General features: G+C 70.8%; 22 protein-coding genes and 1 tRNA gene. 11 read left to right on the top strand and 12 right to left on the bottom strand.

Annotation, left to right across the window (positions count from 1 at the left end; all coding sequences use genetic code 11):
- Window position 1 precedes the first annotated feature (1 nt).
- The 7 genes from QQX04_RS02875 to QQX04_RS02905 are packed head-to-tail and all read left to right on the top strand — an operon-like array spanning window position 2 to window position 5,418.
- Entirely contained in the window at window positions 2–424 is a 423-nt protein-coding gene (locus QQX04_RS02875; protein ID WP_301126114.1) for an ATP synthase subunit C, read from the top strand.
- Complete coding sequence (locus tag QQX04_RS02880; protein WP_301126116.1) at window positions 421–663, top strand: V-type ATP synthase subunit F; 243 nt, start codon at window positions 421–423, stop codon at window positions 661–663. Before QQX04_RS02875 ends, QQX04_RS02880 begins: the two co-directional genes overlap by 4 nt.
- Window positions 660–1,184, top strand: a complete 525-nt coding sequence (locus QQX04_RS02885; protein WP_301126117.1) for a hypothetical protein — start codon at window positions 660–662, stop codon at window positions 1,182–1,184. Before QQX04_RS02880 ends, QQX04_RS02885 begins: the two co-directional genes overlap by 4 nt.
- Window positions 1,181–2,926: a V-type ATP synthase subunit A gene (locus QQX04_RS02890; RefSeq protein WP_301126929.1), complete on the top strand. Its 1,746-nt coding sequence runs from the start codon at window positions 1,181–1,183 to the stop codon at window positions 2,924–2,926. The genes QQX04_RS02885 and QQX04_RS02890 overlap by 4 nt, the downstream gene beginning before the upstream one ends.
- Window positions 2,923–4,356 (top strand): V-type ATP synthase subunit B, encoded by a 1,434-nt coding sequence (locus QQX04_RS02895; RefSeq protein WP_301126119.1) that lies wholly within the window; start codon window positions 2,923–2,925, stop codon window positions 4,354–4,356. Before QQX04_RS02890 ends, QQX04_RS02895 begins: the two co-directional genes overlap by 4 nt.
- Entirely contained in the window at window positions 4,349–4,975 is a 627-nt protein-coding gene (locus QQX04_RS02900) for a V-type ATP synthase subunit D (protein WP_301126121.1), read from the top strand. The genes QQX04_RS02895 and QQX04_RS02900 overlap by 8 nt, the downstream gene beginning before the upstream one ends.
- A complete protein-coding gene (locus QQX04_RS02905; protein WP_301126122.1) occupies window positions 4,972–5,418 on the top strand; it encodes a universal stress protein in 447 nt (148 codons plus the stop codon). The genes QQX04_RS02900 and QQX04_RS02905 overlap by 4 nt, the downstream gene beginning before the upstream one ends.
- A gap of 74 nt (window positions 5,419–5,492) precedes the next feature.
- Here QQX04_RS02905 and QQX04_RS02910 read toward each other — a convergent pair.
- The 6 genes from QQX04_RS02910 to manA form a co-directional block, all read right to left on the bottom strand.
- Window positions 5,493–5,568, bottom strand: a tRNA-Arg gene (locus QQX04_RS02910).
- Between the two features lie 42 nt (window positions 5,569–5,610).
- Window positions 5,611–6,597, bottom strand: coding sequence for an aldo/keto reductase (locus tag QQX04_RS02915; protein ID WP_301126124.1), 987 nt, complete (start codon window positions 6,595–6,597; stop codon window positions 5,611–5,613).
- Between the two features lie 120 nt (window positions 6,598–6,717).
- Window positions 6,718–7,434 (bottom strand): C40 family peptidase, encoded by a 717-nt coding sequence (locus QQX04_RS02920; protein WP_301126125.1) that lies wholly within the window; start codon window positions 7,432–7,434, stop codon window positions 6,718–6,720.
- Between the two features lie 160 nt (window positions 7,435–7,594).
- Window positions 7,595–8,272, bottom strand: a complete 678-nt coding sequence (locus QQX04_RS02925) for a metal-dependent transcriptional regulator (protein WP_301126127.1) — start codon at window positions 8,270–8,272, stop codon at window positions 7,595–7,597.
- Entirely contained in the window at window positions 8,269–9,600 is a 1,332-nt protein-coding gene (locus QQX04_RS02930; protein WP_301126129.1) for a UDP-glucose dehydrogenase family protein, read from the bottom strand. Before QQX04_RS02930 ends, QQX04_RS02925 begins: the two co-directional genes overlap by 4 nt.
- A gap of 65 nt (window positions 9,601–9,665) precedes the next feature.
- Complete coding sequence (gene manA / locus QQX04_RS02935) at window positions 9,666–10,826, bottom strand: mannose-6-phosphate isomerase, class I (RefSeq protein WP_301126132.1); 1,161 nt, start codon at window positions 10,824–10,826, stop codon at window positions 9,666–9,668.
- A 64-nt stretch (window positions 10,827–10,890) separates the two neighbouring features.
- Here manA and serC point away from each other — a divergent pair, with 64 nt between their 5' ends.
- Window positions 10,891–12,015, top strand: coding sequence for a phosphoserine transaminase (serC, locus tag QQX04_RS02940; protein WP_301126136.1), 1,125 nt, complete (start codon window positions 10,891–10,893; stop codon window positions 12,013–12,015).
- Between the two features lie 180 nt (window positions 12,016–12,195).
- Window positions 12,196–13,062 carry a CAP domain-containing protein gene (locus QQX04_RS02945; protein ID WP_301126137.1) on the top strand — a complete coding sequence of 289 codons (867 nt, stop codon included), beginning with the start codon at window positions 12,196–12,198 and terminating at the stop codon, window positions 13,060–13,062.
- Between the two features lie 86 nt (window positions 13,063–13,148).
- Here QQX04_RS02945 and QQX04_RS02950 read toward each other — a convergent pair whose 3' ends face one another.
- The 3 genes from QQX04_RS02950 to QQX04_RS02960 are packed head-to-tail and all read right to left on the bottom strand — an operon-like array spanning window position 13,149 to window position 15,917.
- Window positions 13,149–14,444, bottom strand: coding sequence for an MFS transporter (locus QQX04_RS02950; RefSeq protein ID WP_367312938.1), 1,296 nt, complete (start codon window positions 14,442–14,444; stop codon window positions 13,149–13,151).
- Window positions 14,371–15,534 (bottom strand): DUF3027 domain-containing protein, encoded by a 1,164-nt coding sequence (locus tag QQX04_RS02955; RefSeq protein WP_301126139.1) that lies wholly within the window; start codon window positions 15,532–15,534, stop codon window positions 14,371–14,373. Before QQX04_RS02955 ends, QQX04_RS02950 begins: the two co-directional genes overlap by 74 nt.
- Window positions 15,534–15,917 carry a cold-shock protein gene (locus QQX04_RS02960; RefSeq protein WP_301126141.1) on the bottom strand — a complete coding sequence of 128 codons (384 nt, stop codon included), beginning with the start codon at window positions 15,915–15,917 and terminating at the stop codon, window positions 15,534–15,536. Before QQX04_RS02960 ends, QQX04_RS02955 begins: the two co-directional genes overlap by 1 nt.
- A gap of 106 nt (window positions 15,918–16,023) precedes the next feature.
- On the opposite strand from QQX04_RS02960, the gene QQX04_RS02965 reads away from it, so the two are divergent.
- A complete protein-coding gene (locus QQX04_RS02965) occupies window positions 16,024–16,299 on the top strand; it encodes a DUF4031 domain-containing protein (protein ID WP_301126142.1) in 276 nt (91 codons plus the stop codon).
- A 373-nt stretch (window positions 16,300–16,672) separates the two neighbouring features.
- On the opposite strand, the gene groL is transcribed toward QQX04_RS02965, so the two are convergent.
- From groL to QQX04_RS02980, 3 genes are all read right to left on the bottom strand, one after another.
- On the bottom strand, window positions 16,673–18,301 hold the full coding sequence (gene groL / locus QQX04_RS02970; RefSeq protein ID WP_301126143.1) for a chaperonin GroEL: 1,629 nt from the start codon (window positions 18,299–18,301) through the stop codon (window positions 16,673–16,675).
- Between the two features lie 227 nt (window positions 18,302–18,528).
- The gene (locus QQX04_RS02975) at window positions 18,529–19,128 is read right to left on the bottom strand and encodes a LytR C-terminal domain-containing protein (protein ID WP_301126145.1); all 600 of its coding nucleotides are present in this window, start codon (window positions 19,126–19,128) and stop codon (window positions 18,529–18,531) included.
- 20 nt (window positions 19,129–19,148) lie between these two features.
- A complete protein-coding gene (locus tag QQX04_RS02980) occupies window positions 19,149–19,436 on the bottom strand; it encodes a DUF3263 domain-containing protein (RefSeq protein ID WP_301126150.1) in 288 nt (95 codons plus the stop codon).
- Between the two features lie 87 nt (window positions 19,437–19,523).
- Here QQX04_RS02980 and QQX04_RS02985 point away from each other — a divergent pair, with 87 nt between their 5' ends.
- Entirely contained in the window at window positions 19,524–20,198 is a 675-nt protein-coding gene (locus QQX04_RS02985) for a uracil-DNA glycosylase (RefSeq protein ID WP_301126156.1), read from the top strand.
- Window positions 20,199–20,212: the final 14 nt, after the last annotated feature.

The following is a 20,212-nucleotide window of genomic DNA, read 5'->3' on the forward strand; positions in this document are numbered from 1 at the left end:
CATGACCGTCTGGCTCCTCACCCTTCCCGTCCTCGCCGGTGTCGCCCTTGGCGCGACCCTGCTCCTCAAGCGCCGACGCAGATCCGGCGTGATCGCCGTCGTCACCGCGAACATCGCCGTGCTCGCAGGAGCCGCGATGGTGCTCTTGTCCGGCACCGCCGCGAGCGCAGCGCCCGTCGCGACCGCCACCGCGGAGGCGACCACGAGCGCAGCCAACGGGTCCGCGCTCATCGCCGCCGCCATCGCCGTCGCCGGATCGTCGCTCGGCGCGGCGATCGCCGTCGCGTACACGGGCTCTGCGGCCCTGGCGGCGATGAGCGAGCGGCCCGAGATGTTCGGTCGCGCGATGGTCGTGGTGGGCCTCGCCGAGGGCATCGCTATCTACGGCCTCATCATCGCGATCATCCTGATCGGCAACGCATGACGGCGAACCTGCTCTCGGAAGGCGCGGTCGTCGCACTGGGCGAGCGTCGACTCGTCGGCGCGTTCGCGCTTGCAGGCGTACAGGTGCGCGCTGTCGAGGGCGCCGCCGAGGTGCGCGCCGCGTGGGAGAGCCTTGACGAGGGGGTGGCGCTCGTCATCCTCACCCCTCACGCAGGCCAGGTGCTGGGCGACGAGATCGATGCGGTCGACGCGCCGCTGACGGCGGTGCTTCCGTCATGAGGTCGCTGCCGTCCGGCTCCAGTGCTGCCGCCGCTCCCCTGCGGGCAGCGATCCACGACCGTGCGGCGGCGGCAGCGCGAGCCACCGCAGGCGAGGCGGAGCGTCGGGCCGCCGAGATGATCGCCGACGCGGAGCGCCAGGCATCCGCGATCGCGGACCGGGCCGTGGAGGCGGGGAGGACGGCGGCGCAGGCGGATGCGGCACAGCGGTCCGCGCGGGAGAGGCGGCGCGCGCACGAGCTGCAGCTCGCGGCGCGGGAGTCGCTGCGCAGGGACCTTGAGGCACGCGTGCTCGCGCTGGCGGTGGAGCTGCGGACCGGGCAGGAGTACCCCCGTCTCATGGACGCGCTGCGCGGCGAGGTAGGCACCCTGCTCGGCCCGGAGGCGACGATCGAGGAGCATCCCGACGGGGGCGTCGTCGCGTCCCTCGGCGCGAGGCGCGTCGATCTGTCCCTGCCGAGCCTCGCGAGGGCGACCCTCGAGTCGATGAGCGGGGAGGTGGCCGAGCTGTGGACGACATGACGGACGCCACCGCATCCGGGCAGGCCAGGACCGTGCGCGTGACGGGCCCGCTGCTCGAGGCCGACGGCGTGCCCGACGTGGCGATGGGAGAGATCCTCCACGTGGGACCCGACAGGATCAGCGCGGAGGTCGTCGCCGTCCAGGGAGGGCGCGCCACCCTGCAGGCGTACGAGTACACGGGCGGGATCCGCGCGGGCGAGCACGCTGCCCCCAGTGGTCGGCCGTTGACCGGACTGTTCGGCCCCGGCCTGCTGGGCAGCGCCTTCGACGGCCTCATGCGCCCGCTGACCTCGGCACCCGTGTGGCTGAGCCCCGACCGCCCGCTCCACACCGCGGAGGGCGCTGACGCTCGTCGATGGCACTTCGAGCCGAGAGTGGTCACGGGGGACGAGGTGTCCGAGGGTGACGTGCTCGGCGTCGTCCCCGACTCCGGCGCGGTCGAGCATCGGGTCATGGTGCCTGCCGGCACGCACGGACGTGTCGAGTGGATCGCCGAGGCGGGCGAGACGGGCGCGCTCGACAGGGTGGCCACCGTCGCCGGCACGGACGTGCATCTGTCCGACCACTGGCCCATCCGTCGTCCCCGGCCCTTCCGGGAGCGCCTGTCCGATCCGGTGCCGCTCCACACCGGCCAGCGGGTGCTGGATCTCTTCTTCCCTGTGGCGCGAGGCGCGGCCGCGGCCGTCTCGGGAGGCTTCGGGACAGGCAAGACGATGCTGCTGCAGCAGATCGCCAAGTGGTGCGACGCGGACGTGATCGTGTACGTCGGCTGCGGCGAGCGCGGCAACGAGATGGCCGACGTGCTCGACGACTTCGCGCAGCTCGCCGACGAGCGCACGGGCGGGCGGCTCGTGGACCGGACCGTCGTGGTCGCCAACACGTCGAACATGCCGATGATGGCGCGCGAGCTGAGCATCTACACGGGGATCAGCATCGCCGAGTTCTACAGGGACATGGGGCACGACGCGGTGGTCATCGCCGACTCGACGTCACGATGGGCGGAGGCGCTGCGCGAGTTCGCGAACCGCCGGGGCGACCTGCCGGCGGAGGAAGGCTTCCCCGCCGACCTCTCGTCCCAGCTGGCGGCCTTCTACGAGCGCGCGGGACGCGTCACGACGCTCGGGGGCCAGGACGCGTCAGTCACCGTGATCGGCGCCGTCTCCCCTCCGGGGGGCGACATGTCCGAGCCGGTCACGACCATCACCCAGCGGTTCGTCCGAGCCATGTGGATGCTCGACCGCGACCTCGCCTACGCGCGCCACTATCCGGCCGTGCAGTGGTCAGGATCCTTCGCGCGCGACACCGCGGGCCTCGCCCGCTGGCAGACGGTCCGCGGGGACCCGGAATGGTCGGTCAGGCGAGCCACCGCCCTCGAAGTGCTCGCGGAGGCGGACAGGCTCGCCTCGCTCGCCGAGGTGATCGGCGTCAACTCCCTCCCGAGCCGCGAGCGCATGGTGGTGCTCGGAGGACGGCTGCTGCGCGAGGCGGTGCTCGCCCAGAACGCGCTCCACCCGCACGACGCCACCTGCTCCGACGAGAAGGGGGCGGCGCTGCTGGACACGGTGCTCGAGGTGATCGACGCATGCCACGCCGCCATCGACCGCGGCGCGACGGCCACCGCGGTCGAACGCCTCGACTTCGGGCCCGTCATCCGCGCCGCTCAGGCGGCCGGCAGGGACGACTCGGCGACGATCGCGACGATCCGCGAGCAGGCGCTGGACGAGCTCGGGAGGCTCCCATGAGCGAGCTGCGCGACCGCGAGCCGCACGCGAGCGCCCTTCCCGGCGCCCGAGTCTCGCATCGGGACATCCGCGCCATCCGAGGCCCGCTCCTGACCGTCGGTGGCGTCGAGGGCGTCGGGTGGGACGAGTCCGTGGAGGTGGAGACCCCGGACGGGCTGCGGCACGGGCTGGTGCTCGATGTCGACTCCGACCAGGCGACGGTGCAGGTGTTCGAAGGCACCGAGGGGCTCACCTCGGGGGCGATCGACGTCAGGTTCGACGGGCGGCCGCTGCACATCGAGGTGGGCACGGGCTGGCTCGGCAGAGTCTGCAACGGGCGCGGCGCCCCGCTGGACGGCGGCCCTCCGATCACCGGCGACAGGCTGGCCCCGGTCGCAGGCTGGCCGCTCAACCCCGTCGAACGCGAGCCCCCCCACGAGCCCGTCCTCACCGGCGTCTCGGTGATCGACGCCCTCACCACGCTCGTGCGCGGGCAGAAGCTGCCGATCTTCTCGGTGGCGGGGCTCCCCCACCTGGCGCTCGCCACCCAGATCGCGGCGCAGGCGACGAGCGCAGGATCGAGCTTCATGGTCGTGTTCGCGGCCATGGGCCTGCCGCACGCGGACATCGCCTACGTGCGCGACCGGCTCGAGGCCCGCACCGCCTCAGGCGAGCTCGTCCTCCTGCTCAACGCCGCCGACGACCCCGCCATCGAGCGCATCCTCACGCCCCGGCTCGCCCTCACCGTCGCCGAGCACCTCGCCTTCGAGCAGGGAGCCGACGTGCTGGTGATCATGTCCGACATGACCAGCTACGCGGAGGCCGTCCGAGAGGTCTCCGCCGCGCGCCGCGAGATCCCCGCCCGACGCGGCTACCCCGGCTACCTCTACAGCGACCTCGCAGGCCTCTACGAGCGTTGCGGACGCGTACGTGGCCGCGACGGCTCCGTCACCGTCGTCCCGGTGCTCACCATGCCGGCGGGCGACATCACCCATCCCGTGCCCGACCTCACCGGGTACATCACCGAAGGCCAGGTGGTCCTCTCCCCGGAGATCGCCTCGCGCGGCGTCTACCCGCCCGTGGACACGCTCAGCTCCTTGTCGCGCCTCATGCGGCTCGGCGCCGGGAAGGACCACACGAGGGACGACCACCTGGACGTCTCCGCGCAGGTGCTCGCCGCGCTCGCGCACGCCCGCCAGTCGGCGGCTCTCGCCGAGCTCGTCGGCGCCTCGGCCCTGGGAGAGACCGACCGCGCCTACCTCACGTATCGGGACACCGTCGAGCAGCGGCTCCTCCATCAGGGACAGGGTGAGACGCGAACCCTCGACGACACGCTGGACCGGGCGTGGGCGGCGCTCGGCGTGCTGCCGCGTCAGGAGCTGACCATGGTCTCGCCCGAGATGATCGCGAGGCGGCTCCCTGGCGAGGACGCGGGGGTGCGCGATGGCTGATGTCGGACGCGCCGCGCGCCTGCGAGTGCAGCGCCAGCTGTCCACCGCGCGGCACGGCGTGGAGCTGCTGGAACGCAAGCAGCGCATCATCGCGACCGAGCATGAGCGGCTGCTGCTGCGCCAGGACGAGCGAACGGACCCATGGGAGCGCGCGGCCACCGAGGCGCATGCGTGGGCTGATCGTGCGGCAGCGGCCGACGGCTGGCCGACCATCGCGGCCACGTCGCCGCCCACGCCCGCCAAGGTCCGGGTCGGCGTGGACAGCGTCATGGGCGTGCAGTTCCCAGGCGAGGCGACCGTGGACCTCCCGCGCGCGCGACGCGCGGGAGGGAGCTCGTCGCTCTCCTACGCTGTCGCCGCCGTCGGCGCCGCCGTGGAGGCCGCCGCCGCCTACGCCACCGTCCGGCGGGCGGCCGCGACCATCGCGGCCGAGCTCGCGGCGACCCGTACGCGGCGCCGCGCGATCGAGCATCGGTGGATCCCGCAGCTCGAGGACCGGCTCACCACGATCGAGCGCGCGCTGGACGAGCTGGAACGCGAGGAGAACCTTCGCGTGAGATGGGCGGTCGACGCGCAACGTCCGCGGCCTGTGCGGGGCAGGGAGGGAGCGCCGAGATGAATGGACCTGTGCTGGTCGCCGTCAACGATTCCGACGCCTCGCTGCGCGCGGCCGACGTCGCGGCGGACCTGGCCGCGCGGGCGGGGTCCGCGCTGCGAGCGGTCGCGGTGGTGGAGCCCGACGGGGCGGGCCCGGACCCGGACGTGGAGGAGGCGCTGCTGCGCGGACGCGAGCAGGCCTGCTCCGCGGCGCTCACCCATGTGCTCCGCCTGGGTGCCTCGCACGAGGTCGAGGCGTCCGTGGTGCTGAGGCGCGGCCGGATCGCCGCGGAGATCCTGGCCGAGGCGACCGATTGCGGTGCCGACATGATCGTGGTGGGCCGCATGGAGCGGCCAGGGCACGTCATCCCCGCGATCGGGTCGCACACGCTCCACGTGCTCGAGTTCGCGCGGACACCTGTGCTGGTCGTGCCCCAGGACACGCGACCACCAGGAGGTCCGTAGGCGCGGCGGCGGCCTGGTCTCGAATCAGCGCCGACGGTGGAGACAGCTCCGCATCCGCGATGCGCAGCGACTCGTGGTGCGCCTGGACAGATTCGAACTGTCGACACCCGCTTTAGGAGAGCGGTGCTCTATCCCCTGAGCTACAGGCGCGGGGTAGATGACAAGGGTACCGAACGCGCGGCGCCGCCCACGTCACCAGCGCGAGTGGACGTGCTCCCTGATGTCCTCGTTGTAGATCTTCGCGAGTGCCGCCATCGTCTCGTCGGGGATCGTCGGCAGGTCCCCGACCGCCGCGTTCTGACGCGCCTGCTCGGGCGTGCGCGCTCCGGGGATGACCGTGGTGGAGCCCATCTGCTCCACCCAGCGCAGCGCGAGCTGCGCCGTGGTCCAGCCCTCGGGCGTGAGCTCTGCGACCTTGCGGGCTGCCTCGACCCCGATCGGGAAGGGCACACCCGCGAACGTCTCGCCCACGTCGAAGGCGGAGCCGTCGCGGTTGTAGTTCCTGTGGTCGTTCGCCGCGAAGGTGGTGTGCTCGTCGTACTTGCCTGAGAGGAGGCCCGACGCGAGCGGCACACGCGAGATGACGGCGACGCCCTTCTCTGTCGCCTCCCGCAGGAAGTGCTCGGCGGGCTTGCGGCGGAAGATGTTGAAGATGATCTGCACCGAGGCGAGGTCGTCCTCACCGATCACGTGAAGCGCGTCCTCCACGAGCTCGACGGAGACGCCGAAGTCGGCGATGCGCCCCTCCTGCTTGAGGGTGCGCAGGTCCTCGAAGGTCTGCGGGTCGTGGAAGACGGCGGAGGGCGGGCAGTGGAGCTGCACGAGGTCGAGGGTGTCGACGCCGAGGTTCTCGCGTGAGCGGTCGGTCCACCGGCGATAGTTGTCGAGGTTGTAGCCCTCCGGCGTCTGCTCAGGAAGGCGGCGCCCCATCTTCGTGGCGACGAAGAAGCTGTCAGAGTCGTCCCGGTCCTTGAGGAACTGTCCGATCGACTGCTCGGAACGGCCGTCGCCGTATCCGTCCGCGGTGTCGAAGAAGGTCGTACCCGCGTCGGCCGCCGCGTGGAGGATGTCCTGGGAGCGCTGCTCGTCCGTGTCCCCCCAGTCCCCGCCCAGCTGCCAGCAGCCGAGGCCGATCGCGGAGATGTGCCTGCCGATTCGTTGCGCCATCGCAGTTCTCATATCGCCACCGTATCAACGCTGAGAGCGTGACACCTGTCGTGCTCGCCGCACCGTCGCAGACCCGGGAACGACGAAGGCCGCTCCCCGTCGGGGAGCGGCCTTCGTGAAGCGTTGCGGAGCTCAGCCGGTGACGCGGACGTACACCGGGTTGCTCTGCCAGATCGAGCGGAACTGGATCGTCTTGCCCGGGCGGGGCGCGTCGATCTGCAGGTTCGGTCCGGCGTAGATGCCCAGGTGTCCGGGGCTGACGATGATGTCGCCCGGCTGCGGGCTGGAGACCCGGGTGCCGACGTTGTAGTAGGCGCCCGAGGTGCGCGGCAGCGAGACGCCGAGCTTGCCGTAGACGTAGGAGACGAAGCCCGAGCAGTCGAAGCCGGAGGGCGACGATCCGCCGGAGACGTAGGGCACGCCCACGTACTTCGATGCCTCGGCGATGACGGCGGATCCGGAGATCGCTGCCTTGACCGCGCTCGACTGGGCGACCTTGGTCGCAGAGCCCGAGCTCGAACCCGAGCTGGACGTGCCGGTGTTCGTCGACGTCGTGCGGCGAGGCGCGACCACGACGGGCTCCGGGTCCTCGGAGACCTCGATCTCCGGCTCGGCGAAGTCGAACTCCGCGTCATCCGCAGCCACGACCACGTTCGAAGCGTCAGCGATGTCCTGTGCAAGGTTGGCGTTGACCTCGGCGACGACGGAAGCGTCGGGGGTTGCCGGGGCGTCCTCCTCAGGCGTCACGAGTGCCATCGCGGCTACACCCGTGAGGGGAGCGACCACAAGCGCACCACCCGCGGAGATCGCGATGGCACGCGTGCGAGCACGCTGGTATCCGTACCTCAAATTCTTGATTCCTTCCGCACCATGCGGCGCGTCGGCGACACGACCCCAACGTCCGACCGATGCCGTGCGTTCCCTCTTGGTGGGGGTCTCTCACATCCACGATGCGATTCATTAACTGAGTCCACAGTAACTGCCCGCACGCGGATTTGCACGTTCCAGGTCACGAAATGGTCACGAAGACGTGCCGCGCCACAACGTTCGAGAGGTGGACCTCGCCCGCCTCGCCGACCAGCACGACGTCCTCACCCTCACGCCTCACTCCGAGCGAAGCCCCTGCTATGACCCCAGCCTCGAGCATCGGCTCGAGCACGTCCGGGTGCGCCTGGGGGTTCTCGCCGATGCGGATCACTGTGACTCGGGACACATTCTGAGCAGCCGCATCGAGAAGTGAGATACCCCCCGGCGTGTCGGCGCCCGACACGCCGAGCTCCTCGAGCCCGGGCACCGGGTTGCCGTACGGCGACATCCGTGCGTCCTCCACGAGCGCGAGCACCCGCTTCTCCACGCGCTCGCTCATCACGTGCTCCCACCTGCAGGCCTCATCATGCGCATGCGCCAGATCCAGCCCGAGCACATCCGTGAGGAGCCGCTCGGCTAGTCGGTGCTTGCGCATCACGCGCATCGCGATCTGCTCACCCTCAGGCGTCAGCTCGAGGTGGCGGTCGTCCGAGACGACGACGAGTCCGTCACGCTCCATCCTCGCGACCGTCTGCGACACGGTGGGGCCCGAGTGCCCGAGCTGCTCGACGATCCGCGCACGCATGGGGACGACGCCGTCCTCCACGAGCTCGTAGATCGTCCGGAGATACATCTCCGTCGTGTCGATCAGGTCGCTCACGCGAACCGCCCCATGCCGTGGTACTCCCAGCCGGCGTCGATCCATCGCTGCGGATCGAGGCAGTTGCGCCCGTCGATCACCTTGCGTGCCGCGACCATGCCTGCCACGACCTCAGGATCCATCTGCTTGAACTCGTTCCACTCGGTCGCGACGAGGATCACCTCCGCGCCGGCGCACGCCTCCTCCAAGGAGGAGGAGTAGGTCAGCTTCGGCGACACCGCACGGGCGTTGTCCGCAGCCTCCGGGTCGTACACCCGCACGTCCGCGCCCGCGAGATAGAGCTTGCCCGCGGCGTCGAGCGCCGGGGAGTCGCGCACGTCGTCGCTGTTGGGCTTGAAGGCAGCCCCGAGCACGGCGACCTTCGCACCGTGCAGGACACCCCCCACGCACTTGGCAGCAAGGCCCACGACGTGCTCGCGACGACGCAGGTTCACCTCGTCCACCTCGCGGAGGAAGTTGAGCGAGTGACCCACGCCCAGCTCGCCTGCACGCGCCTGGAACGCCCTGATGTCCTTCGGGAGGCAGCCTCCGCCGAATCCCAGGCCCGCGCCCAGGAACTTGCGGCCGATGCGCTCGTCGTAGCCGATCGCGTCCGCGAGCTCCTTCACATCCGCGCCCGTCACCTCGCAGATCTCCGCGATCGCGTTGATGAACGAGATCTTGGTCGCAAGGAACGCGTTGGCCGAGACCTTCACCAGCTCCGCGGTCGCAAGATCCGTCACCAGGAACGGCGTTCCGCGGTCGAGCACCTGCGCGTAGACCTCGCGTGCCATCGCCTCGGCGCGTCCAGCCGAGGCCTTGTCGACGCCCAGCACGAGCCTGTCGGGGCGGAGCGTGTCCTCCACCGCGAAGCCCTCACGAAGGAACTCGGGGTTCCACGCGAGCTCGGCGTCGGCGCCGACGGGCGCGAGCTCGCGGACGCGCGCCGCGAGGCGCGCAGCGGTGCCGACAGGCACCGTGGACTTGCCCAGGATCACGGACGGCCGCGTCAGCTGCGGCGCGAGCGTCTCGATCACCGCGTCGACGAATCGCATGTCCGCCGCGTTCTCGCCCTTGCGCTGGGGCGTGCCCACACCGATGAAGTGGACGTCGGCCTCCGCCGCAGCGACCGACGCGTCGGTCGTGAACCGGAGGCGGCCGGAGTCCACATGCTTGCGGATCAGCTCGGGCAGGCCCGGCTCGAAGAACGGCACCTCACCCCGCGACAGGCGCGCGATCTTCGCCTCGTCGACGTCGATGCCGATGACCGTGTGGCCCAGCTCGGCCATCCCTGCGGCGTGCGTCGCACCGAGATAGCCGGTGCCGAAGACAGAAACCGTGAGCGACATACGGCCAGCGTAGTGGGTGTCATCCCGCCATGGGGAGGCCCTCGGTGCCGGTTCTCGGGAGGCGTTCAGCCGCGCGGAATGGTCGCGATCGCCGCCAGTCCCGCGGTCTCCACGGCTGCGGGACCCTCCGAGTAGCCGATGAACACGGACTCGCCTGCCGCGAGGATCGCCACCCTGCCGCCCGCGACGACGGTGGTCGTCCCTTCGAGCGCGAGGACGATCCGCGGGCCCGGCTGGGACGCGAACGCCCCTCGGCGCAGCAGCGCCAGCGCGAACTCGTCCGCCGCCGTCGTGAACTTGGTGACGGGGCCGTCGACCTCGATGGTGGGCACCTGCGGCGCGGTGGGACGGGTCTGCGCGAGGAACAGGAGCTGGCCCAGATCGATGTGCTTGGGCGTCAGGCCCGCGCGCACGACGTTGTCCGAGTTCGCCATGATCTCGAGCGCGACGCCGCTCTGATAGGAGTGCACGATGCCGTCGCCGGTGAACGACGCCTCGCCGGGCTCGAGCCTCACGACGTTCATCGCGAGCGCCACGAGCACGCCGGGATCGCCAGGGTGCGCATCCAGCGCGTCCGCGGCGGTGTGCATCGCGTCCGAGCCCCGCCCGGCCGCGACGGCCGCCTTGAGCGAGACGAGGACGGGCATCGGCTGGATGCCGCGCAGGCATGCGTCGACATACTCGGAGATCGCGTCCTCATCGTCATCCGCGTCGTCGAGCACACCCTCCAGCACCCGTGCACCATCGGCGTCCAGGAGCGCGAGATCAGCCCGCAGATCCTCGACGGGCCGGAACCCGGTGAGCACGACGGTGGGCGTGAGCGCCACCACCATCTCGGGCTTGTGGTTGTCGTCGCGGAACGTGCGCTGCGGGTCCATCACGGGGATGCCGAGCCCGTTCTCGCGCTCGTAGCCGGCGACGGCGTGCTCACGGCTCGGGTGGACCTGGAGCGACAGCGGCTTCTTGATCGCAAGGATCTTCAAGAGGTACGGGAGGCAGTGCCCGTGCTTCTCGGCGATCTCGGGGCCGAGCGCCCCCATCGGGTCGTCTGCGATCAGTGCGTCGAGGCCCTGCTCTCCCCCGTCGATCGTCGCTGGGTAGACGGGGTGCGCACCCCACCAGGCCTCCGCGACGGGCGCAGTGGAGGAGGGCATGCCGAGCATCGACGGGATGGTGTGAGCGTCGCCCCAGTCGTAGGGCTGAAGCACAGGGGTCAGGGCGTGCACCGCCCCATCTTGTCATGACCGGAGGCCAGTCCTGGAAGGCCCCCGCGAGCACTAGGCTGTCGGCATGTCCGACTCGCTGACGATCCCCTCAGACCTGCTGCCCCGCGACGGGCGCTTCGGCTCCGGCCCCTCGAAGGTCTCGGGCTTCCAGATCGAGGCGCTCAAGGCCGCAGAGTCCATGCTTCTCGGCACCTCGCACCGCCAGGCGCCGGTCAAGAACCTTGTGGGCGACATCCGCCAGATGCTCGCCTCCTTCTTCTCCCTCCCCGACGGATACGAGGTGGTCCTCGGCAACGGCGGCTCCACGCTGCTGTGGGACGCCGCCGCCTACGCGCTCGTGCAGCGCCGCGCCCAGCACAGCGTCCACGGCGAGTTCGGCTCCAAGTTCGCAGCCGCGACGCTCGGCGCGCCTCACCTCGACGCCTCGAGCATCCTGCAGGCCGACGCCGGCTCGATCGCCACCCCGGAGCTCGAGGAGGGCATCGACGTCTACGCGTGGCCGCACAACGAGACCTCCACCGGCGCGATCGCCCCGGTCACGCGCCTCCGCGGCGCGGACGGCGCGCTCATGGTCGTCGACGGCACCTCGGCAGCCGGCGGCACGGAGCTGGACGTGAGCCAGACCGACGTCTACTACTTCGCCCCCCAGAAGAACTTCGCGTCCGACGGGGGCCTGTGGTTCGCGCTCATGTCGCCCGCAGCGATCGAGCGGGTGGAGCGGATCGCCGCGTCCGACCGGTACATCCCCTCGATCCTGTCGCTCCAGGACGCGGTGGCGAACTCGCGCCAGAACCAGACGCTCAACACGCCCGCGATCGCCACGCTCGTGATGATGCGCGCGCAGCTCGAGTGGCTCATGTCGAACGGCGGCATGGCGTTCGCGGCATCGCGGACGGCCGACTCGGCCTCGCGCCTCTACACGTGGGCGGAGCGCTCAGAGCTCGCACGGCCCTTCGTCGGCTCCGCCCCGCACCGCTCTCCCGTCGTCGGGACCATCGATCTGGACGCCTCCGTCGACTCGGCTCAGCTGCGCGCGGTGCTGCGCGCCAACGGCGTCGTGGACGTGGACCCGTACCGCAAGCTCGGTCGCAACCAGATCCGTGTGGGCATGTTCCCTGCGGTGGATCCCGAGGATGTGTCGCGCCTGACCGCGTCCATCGACTGGGTGCTGGAGCGGCTCGTCGACTGACCCACGGCGGCATCCGCGCCTGAATCGGCGTTCACACCACCGCTGGCGGTGTGACATACGTCACACCTGGTACATGAACCCTGCTCGGCACGAGCTATGCCCGGTTTCACCCCTCTGAGACCTTTTTCACAAGTCCTTCCAAGGCCCCTCCACGCATTCCTAGCATCGCTGTTGTAAGTGATGCGAAGAGCCGTCGACGCCCCGTCCGACGGCCCGGCCCAGCCCTCGCATCCCGACAGGCTCATGGCGTGCGAGGAGATCATGGAACAGTCAGAGGTGAAGGTCCGGCGCGAACCGCGCCGCCGCTGGTACTGGGCGGCGCTGGCAGGCATCCTGCCGCTCGCGATCGTCGGCACCTCCGTCAGCGCCGCCGCGGCCTGGCTGCCCGAGGACTCCACCGCCGCGACGGTGCAGAACGAGGCGACGCCCACCACCGTCGCGACCTCCGAGGTCAAGGCCGACGGATCCGTCGAGGACGCTGACATCGCGGCCTCCGTGCCGAAGGTCGAGATCAGCAAGTCGCCCGAGCCCGAGCCCGTGGTCCCCGTCTACTCGTCAAGCGGTCGCTCGACGACCTCCTCCGGCACCTCGCGGTCGACTGGCTCCTCGTCCGGTTCGTCGGGCTCGTCCAAGTCCTCGACCCCCTCCGTGTCGTACACCCAGTACTGCGCGAACCCGTCCTCGCCCTACTCGGCCGGATCGAGCGCGAAGTCGCTCCTCACCGCCGCGAACAAGGAGCGCGCCCGCCTTGGCCTGCGCTCGCTCGGCTGGTCAGGCTCGCTCTCCTCGGCCGCCCAGAGCTGGTCCGAGAACATGGCCAAGACGGGGAACCTCGCGCACTCCGGCCGCGGCCAGGAGAACGTGGGCTACACGTACAACAGCGGCGGCATCAGCGTCGGATCCGGCCTCACCATCATCCACAAGGCCTGGATGCGCTCGTACGGCCACTGCACCAACATCATGTACCCCGGCTACTCCGTGATGGGCGCCGGCGTCGCGAAGACCGCCGACGGCACCGCCGTGTACTCCACCGAGAACTTCGGCTGACACTCCGCTTTCCACGAGGGCCCGGGCAACCGCTCGGGCCCTCGTCGCGTGTGCGGACGGATGTGAGCCGCCGGGCGAGGCTTCGATCAGGCCGACGGGCCGGCGGCGGGCGTCTCCCGTAGCCTCCACGGCGGGATCCACCGCATCATCGCGCCCGCGGTGGCCACACCGACGACGCCCGCGGCACCGAATCCCAGCGGGAACGCGATCGCCGTGCCCACCGACAGCAGCACCGGCCCGAGCAGCCCGCCCGCATCCTGCAACGCCATCCACAGCCCGATGAACATCGCCCGCCCGCGCGCCGGAGCCACATCTCCCGCGAGCGTCATCAGCACTCCGGAACCCCACCCGTTCCCGAGGCCCAGCACCATTCCCGCGATCGCCAGGCCGAGCGCGTCGGAGGTGCCCAGCAGCATCACGGTGCCGGCAGCGAGCAGCAGCGAGGACGGCACCGCCGTCCACTTCCTCCCCCACCTGTCCATCACATAGCCGGCAGGCACGAACAGCACCATGTCCACGGCCGCGGAGATGCTGAAGATGACGGAGATCGTGTGATCGTCCAACCCGAGGTGGGCTCCCCACAGCGGGATCACGACGTTGCGGAGCTGCCTCAGTGCGCCGGTCAGGACGACGGCGATGCCCAAGGTGCGCAGCGTCGGCGCGGTATGGCGCACCACCTCCGCGAGACCCACCCGATGCTCGGGAGCGTGACGGTAGTGGCGGCGCCTCCACGCAGGTGCGAGCCGGAGCGCCACCATCCCGGCAGCGATGAACCCGGCCGACATCACATACGTCCACGACAGCCCGACCGCCACGATCACCGCCGCACCGAGCAGCGGTCCCACGAAGTTGGCGACGCGCCACAGCCCCGCCAAGGTCGTGAGCGCACGCGCACGCTGATGGTCGGCCACAAGGTCGTCCACCTGCGCCTGGCGGGACACGTGCACCGCCGCGTGGCCCGCGCCGAACACGACGGCGCCCGCCAGGAACGGCAGGACGCCCGGAGCGGCCGCGCACGCGAGCGCGCCGACACCGAGCAGACCGAGCGCCGCCATCGACGCGCGGGTCGAGCCGAGCCGCTCCACGAGCGCACCCACGAAGGGGGAGGCGATCAGGCGGCCGAGAGAGTACAGACCGACGCCCAGCGAGGCGACGGTCGCAGGGCTCCCGAAGTCGAGGAGCGAGAGGGTCAGCAGCGGAAGGATCGCTCCGACGCCGATCTCCGCGAGGAACGTCGGGAGGTAGGTGGATGCGACGAGCGCCCGGACGAGCGTCGCGCGCGCTGAGGGTTCTGGGGAGACGCCGGCGCTAGCCAGCGGCGTTCTCCTCGTCGGCAGGTCGCTCCGGTACGGGCTCGACCTCGTCGGCAGGCCCTGCAGGATCGGCGGGCTCCGCCGTCACCCGGTCCGGCTCCTCCGCCGCGTCAACCGCGTTGTCGGCCTCAGCAGCGTCAGCTGCGGGGGCCTCGGCATCGGTCGAGTCCTCCGGGGTTTCTTCGGTCGGCTCGTCGGACGCGGGCACGGCTTCCGAGACAGGCTCAGCGTCGACCGCAGGCTCAGCGTCAACCGCAGGCTCAGCGTCAGCCGCAGGCTCTGCCGCGGGCTCGGGCTCGGCGTCAGCCGCAGGCTCACCCTCGGACGTGGCTGCAGGCTCAGCGTCAACCACTGGCTCAGTCTCAGCCACGGGCTCAGCCGCGGGCTCGGGCTCCGGCTCCGGCTCGGGCTCAGGCGTCACCAGATCGAACGGCTCGTGCGAGTTGTCCACGTACACCGGGTCGTTGGCGGGCCACTGCGTGCCCTGGCGCTCGACATCGGTCTGCGAGTGGGCGCCGCAGCCGTGGTCGACCGCGACGACCGAGCCGTCCGACGGGGACCACTCGTTCGCACATGCGCCGAAAGCCGTGCGCAGGGAGCCCGTGAGCGGGATGAAGAAGGCGCAGGTGGAGCACGGCGCAGTGGAGGCGACAGCGGAAGGCGCGGTCGGTCCGTGCGATCCGCGAGACCAACGCTCCGCGGCGTCGCTCCGACCGCGGGGCGCGAGCACGCGCTCCCGGCCGAGTCCGAACTCCCAGATCGCCAGCTCGTCGGCGTCGGCATCGCCGGTCTCCTCGTACCCGTGCATGAGCCGCGAGTCCTCGTCGATGCGCGGCAGCACCATCGACGGCTCGAGGTCTCCGGGCTGGACCCTGTCCGCCCACGGGATCCACGACGGCGCGAGGAGCGCGTCGTCCGCGGGCACCAGATGGGCTTCGCAGATGTTCGCAGTCTTGAGCCGCGGAGTGCGCGACAGGGTCACCGACCACACCCAGCCCCGGTATCCGGGCAGGGTGCAGGAGAACAGGTGGGTGACGAGCTTGTCGCCCTCGTCGTTCGCGGAGAGGTGCTCGCCGACGGCGGCGGCATCCTGGGCCGCCTCGATGGCGGCCTCGCGAGCGAGGTCGACGGCTGCGGCCAGGACTGCGTCGACAGCCATCAGGCGTCCAGCTGCTCCGCGACGGCACGCAGCACGGCAGCCACCTGGGCGCCCTTGGCGCCCTCCGGGTAGCGGCCTCGGCGCAGCGAGTTGGAGACGCCGTCGAGCATCTTGATGAGGTCCTCGACGATCACCGTCATCTCCTCGGGCTTCTTGCGCATGTTCTGCGCCACCGAGCCGACGGGCTCCTGGATGGTCACGGCGAGGGCCGAGGGGCCGCGTCGGCCGTCGGCGATCGAGAACTCGACCTTGGTGCCCGGCTTCGGGCTGGTCGTGCCCGCAGGGAGGGCGGACGCGTGCAGGAACACCTCGCTGCCGTCCTCGCTCGCGATGAAGCCGAACCCCTTGTCGGAGTCGAACCACTTCACTTTCCCGGTGGGCACATCTACCTCGCTGATCTCATGGACGCCGCGGTCGCGACGCGGGCACCAGTCTAACGGCCTCCAGCAGTGAACCCGCAGGTGACCGCGGTGCGCCTACTCTCGAGGCATGGCCGTGCTCATCGATCCACCGCTGTGGCCCAACCACGGCACAGTGTGGGGCCACCTTGTCTCGGACTCGTCACTGGACGAGCTGCATGACTTCGCGCGCCGCGCAGGCATCCCGGAGCGAGGCTTCGACCTCGACCACTACGACTACCCGATCGCCCGGCAGCAGCAGCTCCTGGACCTTGGGGCGACGCTCGTGTCCACGCGCGACCTGGTCCTGCGGCTGCGCGCGTCTGGCCTGCGCGTCACGAACGCCGAGCGCTTCGGCCGCGACTGACGCGTCGTCCCCGCGCCGGCTCCATCCAGAACCCCAGCCGTCCGCCGGCCCGAGCCGTCCCGGCAGCCGCATGCCGTCGGCGCACCTCCTCACCTCCATACCCCCTCGCCGCACCCCCTCGCCGCACCCCCTCGCCACGGCCAGACGCGTTCCGACACCAAGCGGGTTCGGACACTGTGAACCAATCCGAGCGGCGACACGCCAGCGTGTCGGGCTGCGATGCGGCGCGTCGCCCGGCGTGTCGGCTCCACATTGGTTCGGAGTGTCGGGCGGCCACGGAGGTGGTGAGCACCTCCGCGCCCTCCGAGCACGACGAAGGCCCCCGGGTCTCCCCAGGGGCCTTCGCGTGAGCTGTCGCGATGCGACGCTGGGCTTAGAAGCCCATGCCTCCCATGTCAGGCGCGCCACCGGCCGGCATCGCCGGCTCGGGCTCGGGCTTGTCCGCCACGACCGCCTCGGTCGTGAGGAACAGGCCGGCGATCGACGCGGCGTTCTGGAGCGCCGAGCGGGTCACCTTGACCGGGTCGTTGACGCCCGCGGCGAGCAGGTCCTCGTAGACGCCGGTCGCGGCGTTGAGGCCGTGGCCGATCGGGAGGTCCTTGACCTTCTCCACGACGACGCCGCCCTCGAGGCCGGCGTTGACGGCGATCTGACGCAGCGGGGCCGAGACGGCCGCGGCGACGATCGACGCACCGGTGGCCTCGTCGCCCTCGAGCGAGAGGTCGGCGAAGGCGAGGTTGCCCGCCTGGATGAGGGCCACGCCACCACCGGCGACGATGCCCTCCTCGACGGCAGCCTTCGCGTTGCGGACGGCGTCCTCGATGCGGTGCTTGCGCTCCTTGAGCTCGACCTCGGTGGCCGCGCCCGCCTTGATGACGGCGACGCCGCCTGCGAGCTTGGCGAGGCGCTCCTGGAGCTTCTCGCGGTCGTAGTCCGAGTCGGAGTTTTCGATCTCGGCGCGGATCTGGCGCACGCGGCCCTCGATCTGCTCCTCGGCGCCAGCGCCCTCGACGATCGTGGTCTCGTCCTTGGTGACGACGACCTTGCGCGCCTGGCCGAGCGTGGTCAGGTCGGCGCCGTCGAGCGACAGGCCCACCGACTCGGAGATGACGGTTCCGCCGGTGAGGATCGCCATGTCCTGCAGCATCGCCTTGCGGCGGTCGCCGAAGCCGGGAGCCTTGACGGCGACGGCCTTGAAGGTGCCGCGGATCTTGTTGACGACCAGGGTCGCGAGCGCCTCGGACTCGACGTCCTCCGCGACGATCAGCAGCGGCTTGCCGGTCTGCATGACCTTCTCGAGGACGGGGACGAGGTCCTTGACGTTGTTGATCTTGGACTCGACGAGCAGGACGTAGGCGTCCTCCAGGATGGCCTCCTGGCGCTCGGGGTCGGTGACGAAGTACGCCGAGAGGAAGCCCTTGTCGAAGCGCATACCCTCGGTGAGCTCGAGCTCGAGGCCGAGAGCGTTCGACTCCTCGACCGTGATGACGCCCTCCTTGCCGACCTTGTCCATCGCCTCGGCGATGAGCTCGCCGATGGTGGGGTCGCCGGCGGAGATGCCTGCGGTCGCGGCGATCTGGTCCTTGGTCTCGACCTCCTTGGCCGCCTTGAGCAGCTCGGCGGTCACAGCCTCGACGGCCTTCTCGATGCCCTTCTTGAGGGCGATCGGGTTGGCGCCTGCGGCGACGTTGCGGAGACCCTGGGTCACGAGCGCCTGCGCGAGGACGGTCGCGGTGGTGGTGCCGTCACCGGCGACGTCGTCGGTCTTCTTGGCGACCTCCTTGACGAGCTCGGCGCCGATCTTCTCGAAGGGCTCCTCGAGCTCGATCTCCTTGGCGATGGAGACACCGTCGTTGGTGATGGTCGGCGCGCCCCACTTCTTCTCGAGCACGACGTTGCGGCCCTTGGGGCCGAGGGTGACCTTGACGGCGTCGGCGAGGGCGTTCATGCCCCGCTCCATGCCGCGGCGGGCCTCCTCATCGAAGGCAATGATCTTTGCCATGAGTGATGTTCCTCTTCCGATGGGTGGTGGCTCCCGCATCGCCCGCGACGGACGGCGCTCTCCGCACAGTTCAGGTCACTGCGAGGGTCGCGCCTCGACCGGAAGCCGAGGTCTAGTTAGCACTCAGCAGGTGCGAGTGCTAACGCCGATTCTGGCACTCTCCCCCTGCGAGTGCAAATGGCGCGACGGTGAACGTGCCGCGGGGGCGCGCGGGGCGCGACGGGTGGCTACGCGGCCGGGTCGGACGCGAGCAGGACCTCGATCTGGTTCCCGCCCGGGGGACGCTGCTCGAGCACCGCGTCGATGCCGAGCAGCTCGGCGATGTGCGCGGCCGTGTCGGCGAGCTCGGGGTCCTCGTAGACGACGGTGTTCTCGCCGTTGGGGATCAGCGAGGCGTTGATGTTGTTCGCGGTGACGGCCGTGAAGCCGTCGGCCTCGAGGATCTCCTGCTGCGCACCGGCGATGCCTGCGATGCCGGCGCCATTGCGCACGAAGACCTCAGCGTCGTACACGATCACCGGCTCGGGGGTCTCCGAGACAGTGGGCGTGGGGCTGGCCGAGGGGGACGCGGACTCGCTCGCGGTCGCCGTGGGGCTGGGCTCGGCCGTCTCGGTCGGCTCCTCGGTGGGCGTGAAGCTCGTCTCGGGGTTCGCGATGTCCTGGTTCCAGGTGTACGCGACCCAGCCGTAGGCGACGCCACCTGCGATCAGGAAGACCGCGAGGGGCAGCAGGAGGCGCGTCCACCAGGGACGGGGCGCGCGGTGCACGCCGACGGGGCCCGCCTCGCGGGCGAGGACGTCGAACTCATCCTGCTCGTACTGTGCCACGCGCCGATGCTACCGAAACTTCACAGACCGGCGGCGCGGCCGCGGCCGCGCTGGCGGGCGGCACGCATGCGGCGGAGGCGCTTCACGAGCATGGGATCGTGCGCGAGCGCGCGCTCATCGTCGATCAGTGCGTTGAGGACCTGGTAGTACTCGGTACCGGAGAAGGAGAACAGCTCGCGGACGGCGTCCTCCTTCGCTCCTGCGTACCTCCACCACTGACGCTCGAAGTCGAGGATGGCGATGTCGCGGTCGGACAGACCCGACGAGGGCCTCTCCTCGCGCTCCAGGCGCACTGCTGAACCGCTCACATCGGCCTCCTTCATCGAGGTCCAGGCTATCCGCGAACCACGTCGATGTCATTCACCGTGCGGTGCGCGCGCCGCTAGCCTGGCCTCATGCCGACGATGTGGCGCGATCAAGTGGCCCCCGACTGGGTCGACGTGCTTGAGGATGTGGAGCCGACGCTCACCCGCCTGGGCGGCTTCCTGCGGGAGGAGATGGCGCTCGGCCACGGCTACCTCCCTGCCTCCGGGACGATCCTGCGCGCGTTCGAGACCCCGCTCGCCGACGTTCGCGTCGTCGTGGTCGGCCAGGACCCGTACCCCACGCCTGGCGACGCGGTCGGGCTGTCGTTCTCGGTGCCTCCAGGCCATCCGCAGCCGCGCAGCCTGCGCAACATCGCCGCCGAGCTCAAGGACGACACGGGCGAGGAGCTCATCGGGGGCGACCTGAGCCACTGGCAGGGCCAGGGCGTCATGCTCCTCAACAGGGTCCTCACCGTCAGGCCCGGCCTCCCCGGCTCCCACCGGGGCAAGGGCTGGGAGGAGGTGACGGAGAAGGCCCTGCGCGCACTCGCGGCCCGCGGCGGCCCGCTCGTCGCGATCCTGTGGGGCCGCGACGCTCAGGCGGCGGGCTCGCTCCTGGGTACGACGGCGAGGGTGCAGTCGGCGCATCCCAGCCCTCTGAGCGCGTCGCGCGGCTTCTTCGGCTCCCGCCCGTTCTCCCGCGTCAACGAGCTGCTGGCGCAGCAGGGCGCCGAGCCGATCAGGTGGGGCACGCCGCAGCCCTGATCCGACCACCCCGC

This window comes from Demequina zhanjiangensis, assembly GCF_030418315.1.
Taxonomy (GTDB): domain Bacteria; phylum Actinomycetota; class Actinomycetes; order Actinomycetales; family Demequinaceae; genus Demequina; species Demequina zhanjiangensis.

Excerpts from the sequence above, each read along its gene's own strand:
- QQX04_RS02885 (WP_301126117.1), top strand. The coding sequence starts at position 660 with ATGAGGTCGCTGCCGTCCGGCTCCAGTGCTGCCGCCGCTCCCCTGCGG.
- QQX04_RS02905 (WP_301126122.1), top strand. The coding sequence starts at position 4,972 with ATGAATGGACCTGTGCTGGTCGCCGTCAACGATTCCGACGCCTCGCTG.
- QQX04_RS02880 (WP_301126116.1), top strand. The coding sequence starts at position 421 with ATGACGGCGAACCTGCTCTCGGAAGGCGCGGTCGTCGCACTGGGCGAG.
- QQX04_RS02890 (WP_301126929.1), top strand. The coding sequence starts at position 1,181 with ATGACGGACGCCACCGCATCCGGGCAGGCCAGGACCGTGCGCGTGACG.
- QQX04_RS02955 (WP_301126139.1), bottom strand. The coding sequence starts at position 15,534 with ATGGCTGTCGACGCAGTCCTGGCCGCAGCCGTCGACCTCGCTCGCGAG.
- serC (WP_301126136.1), top strand. The coding sequence starts at position 10,891 with ATGTCCGACTCGCTGACGATCCCCTCAGACCTGCTGCCCCGCGACGGG.
- QQX04_RS02915 (WP_301126124.1), bottom strand. The coding sequence starts at position 6,597 with ATGAGAACTGCGATGGCGCAACGAATCGGCAGGCACATCTCCGCGATC.
- QQX04_RS02875 (WP_301126114.1), top strand. The coding sequence starts at position 2 with ATGACCGTCTGGCTCCTCACCCTTCCCGTCCTCGCCGGTGTCGCCCTT.
- QQX04_RS02985 (WP_301126156.1), top strand. The coding sequence starts at position 19,524 with ATGCCGACGATGTGGCGCGATCAAGTGGCCCCCGACTGGGTCGACGTG.
- QQX04_RS02945 (WP_301126137.1), top strand. The coding sequence starts at position 12,196 with ATGCGAAGAGCCGTCGACGCCCCGTCCGACGGCCCGGCCCAGCCCTCG.
- QQX04_RS02900 (WP_301126121.1), top strand. The coding sequence starts at position 4,349 with ATGGCTGATGTCGGACGCGCCGCGCGCCTGCGAGTGCAGCGCCAGCTG.
- groL (WP_301126143.1), bottom strand. The coding sequence starts at position 18,301 with ATGGCAAAGATCATTGCCTTCGATGAGGAGGCCCGCCGCGGCATGGAG.
- QQX04_RS02895 (WP_301126119.1), top strand. The coding sequence starts at position 2,923 with ATGAGCGAGCTGCGCGACCGCGAGCCGCACGCGAGCGCCCTTCCCGGC.
- QQX04_RS02965 (WP_301126142.1), top strand. The coding sequence starts at position 16,024 with ATGGCCGTGCTCATCGATCCACCGCTGTGGCCCAACCACGGCACAGTG.
- QQX04_RS02930 (WP_301126129.1), bottom strand. The coding sequence starts at position 9,600 with ATGTCGCTCACGGTTTCTGTCTTCGGCACCGGCTATCTCGGTGCGACG.